Raw genomic sequence first — 2,724 nt, 5'->3', positions numbered from 1 at the left:
GCCAGCCTCTACGACATGATAGGCGGCGCCGGCAAGCTGCGCGAACTGGTCGACCGCTTCTACGACCTGATGGACCTGGAGCCGCAATTTTCCGTGATCCGGGCCTTGCATCCGACCACGCTCGACGGTTCGCGCGACAAGTTCTACTGGTTCCTGACCGGCTGGAGCGGCGGTCCCGATTTGTACATAGAACGCTTTGGCCACCCACGCCTGCGCGCCCGCCATCTGCCGTATGCGATCGCAACGCCGGAACGCGACCAGTGGCTGCGCTGCATGGCGCTGGCGATGCAGGATGTCGGCATGGAGGAAAAGCTGCAGGAGCATTTGCTGACGTCCTTCTTCCAGACTGCGGACTGGATGCGCAACAAGGCAGACGCCCAGCCGTGATTTCACCGTAATCCATTTTTAGTTTATCGAAGAATACATGACATCAACCGAACTGCTCATCCTGCTTGCCGTCGCCGCCGTTCTCATCGTGCTGCAGATCATCGCCATCCTGCGCAGCTCGCGCGGCGCCGATCCGGCGCAACAGCTGACGCAGCTGCAAAACGACCTGCAGCGCCACCAGCAAGACATCGGCGAGCGCCAGCAGCGCGAACTGCGCAGCGAGGTGCAGACCAGCGGCCAGGGCATGCGGCAGGAACTGGGCAGCAGCTTCGGCCAGCTGCAGCAGACCCTGGCGGCGCAGATGACCAGCGTCGCCACCTTGCAGAACAACCAGATCGATACCTTCGCCCAGCAACTGGTCAAGCTCAACGAAACCAACGCCCAGCAGCTCGACAGCATGCGGCTGGCGATGAACCAGCAGGCGCAGACCAATCGCGAGGAACAGGCGCAGTCGCTGAAGCGCTTCGGCGATACGCTGAACCAGACGTTGGCGGCGCTGACCGAATCGAATGCGCAGCGCATGGCGGAAGTGCGCGCCACGCTGGAAGCGAAGATCAAGGACCTGCAAAACGACAATGGCCTGCGCCTGGAAGAAATGCGCAAGACCGTGGATGAGAAACTGCACGCAACGCTGGAGCAGCGCCTGGGCGAATCGTTCAAGATCGTGTCCGACCGCCTGGAAAAAGTCCACCAGGGGCTGGGCGAGATGCAGCAGCTGGCGATCGGCGTCGGCGACCTCAAGCGGGTGCTGACCAACGTCAAGACGCGCGGCACCTGGGGTGAAGTACAGCTGGAAATGCTGCTGGAGCAGGTGCTGACGCCGGAACAATATGCGAAGAATGTGGAAACCGTTCCCGGCAGCGGCGAACGGGTCGAATTCGCCATCAAGCTGCCCGGCAACGACGACGGCGGCACGCCGGTATGGATGCCGATCGACGCCAAGTTCCCAAAAGAACAGTATGAGCGCCTGGCCGAGGCCGCCGACCGCGCCGATGCCGAAGGCGTAGCCGTAGCCTCGCGCGAGCTGGAACGTGCGGTGCGCGGCGAAGCCAAGACCATCGCCGAGAAATACCTGTCGCCGCCGCTGACCACCGATTTCGCCATCCTGTTCCTGCCGACCGAAGGCCTGTACGCCGAAGTCATGCGCCGTCCCGGCCTCGCCGACGAATTGCAGCGCGTGCACCGCATCAGCATCGCCGGGCCGTCGACCTTGTCGGCCTTGCTGAACAGCCTGCAGATGGGATTCAGGACGCTGGCGCTGGAGAAGCGTTCATCCGAAGTATGGCAAGTGCTGGGCGCGGTAAAGACCGAGTTCGGCAAGTTCGGCGACGTGCTGGCAGCCACCAAGCTGACCCTGGAACGGGCCGCCAAAAATATCGACCAGGCCGAAGTGCGCAGCCGCCAGATGGCGCGCAAACTGAAATCGGTGGAGGCGTTGCCGAGCGACGCCGCGCAGCTGTTGCTGGGCAAAGAGCCGGAGCTGGCGCCGGACGACGAAAGCTGAAGCGCTATTCGCCAGGTCGTTTTATGAAAGGCTTGGCTGTTCCGAGATATGCCACAGTACTCCGGCCGGATCGTGCAGATAAGCGACGCGCATGCCCCAAGGTTGCAACTTTGGGGCCGAAGGGTGGAGCACATCATATTTCTCTGGCAGTTTCAGGGCATCGATATGCTGCCACCAGCTATCCAGATCGTTGACGATTATCTGCATCATGCAATTCTTGGCCCAGGCCTCGTCGTAATACTTCTGTAGCAGGAAACTGTGATTGCCCATCTCCAGTATCGCGATATCTTCTCCGTCGTAGCCGAGATTGAAGCCCAGATCGCAATAAAACCGTTTGCTTAGTTCGAAATCGCTGGACGGGATAAAAGCGCGCAGATTGGCGAGCGCCAGGGATGATGCTGACATGTAGGTGTTCCTCTGCTGATTGCCTGGTTTTCGGTAATGCTCAGAATATCAGTAAATTTTCACGCCGGCGGCCGCAGGTAATCCCGGCAGGCGGGTCGGGTATAAATTGGGCAAAGCGTCGTACTCCAAAACAATCAAACTTGTTGAATGGCTGGCGACGCGCGTGATGCGGCTGGCTGAAAGAGGGGTTGGTGGACAATCAACTGAGGCGTGTGCACAAACTAATTATAAATGAGAATTATTATTATTTGGAGATTTCACTAAACAAATCGCATCCTGGATTTTTTGCCGGCCAGGATCGGGACGGTTACATCTGGTAGCAACTATGCATGATTGGAAATAGTGGAGCAATAAGCTCTGTCCTATACTATGTGCACAGCATGTGCTGCCGGATACCTGCGCATTTGCCTGCGGAAAACAGAAAAACC

3 protein-coding genes are annotated in these 2,724 nt (G+C 59.0%); 2 read left to right on the top strand and 1 reads right to left on the bottom strand.

Annotated features, from left to right (window positions below):
- The coding region (locus JWQ61_RS21595; RefSeq protein ID WP_304362330.1) for a group II truncated hemoglobin at nucleotides 1–387 on the top strand (387 nt) is incomplete at its 5' end.
- Between the two features lie 37 nt (nucleotides 388–424).
- The gene (gene rmuC, locus JWQ61_RS21590; protein ID WP_304362329.1) at nucleotides 425–1,891 is read left to right on the top strand and encodes a DNA recombination protein RmuC; all 1,467 of its coding nucleotides are present in this window, start codon (nucleotides 425–427) and stop codon (nucleotides 1,889–1,891) included.
- Between the two features lie 21 nt (nucleotides 1,892–1,912).
- Here rmuC and JWQ61_RS21585 read toward each other — a convergent pair whose 3' ends face one another.
- Nucleotides 1,913–2,296, bottom strand: a complete 384-nt coding sequence (locus JWQ61_RS21585) for a glyoxalase (RefSeq protein ID WP_304362328.1) — start codon at nucleotides 2,294–2,296, stop codon at nucleotides 1,913–1,915.
- Nucleotides 2,297–2,724 lie beyond the last annotated feature (428 nt).

Source organism: Collimonas fungivorans, from assembly GCF_028292705.1.
GTDB classification, from domain to species: Bacteria; Pseudomonadota; Gammaproteobacteria; order Burkholderiales; family Burkholderiaceae_D; genus Collimonas; species Collimonas fungivorans_B.
The sequence above is the reverse complement of the archived record's forward strand: the minus strand, read 5'-3'. Positions and strand labels throughout refer to the sequence as shown.

Coding starts and splice junctions, on each gene's coding strand:
- rmuC (WP_304362329.1), top strand. CDS start 425: ATGACATCAACCGAACTGCTCATCCTGCTTGCCGTCGCCGCCGTTCTC.
- JWQ61_RS21585 (WP_304362328.1), bottom strand. CDS start 2,296: ATGTCAGCATCATCCCTGGCGCTCGCCAATCTGCGCGCTTTTATCCCG.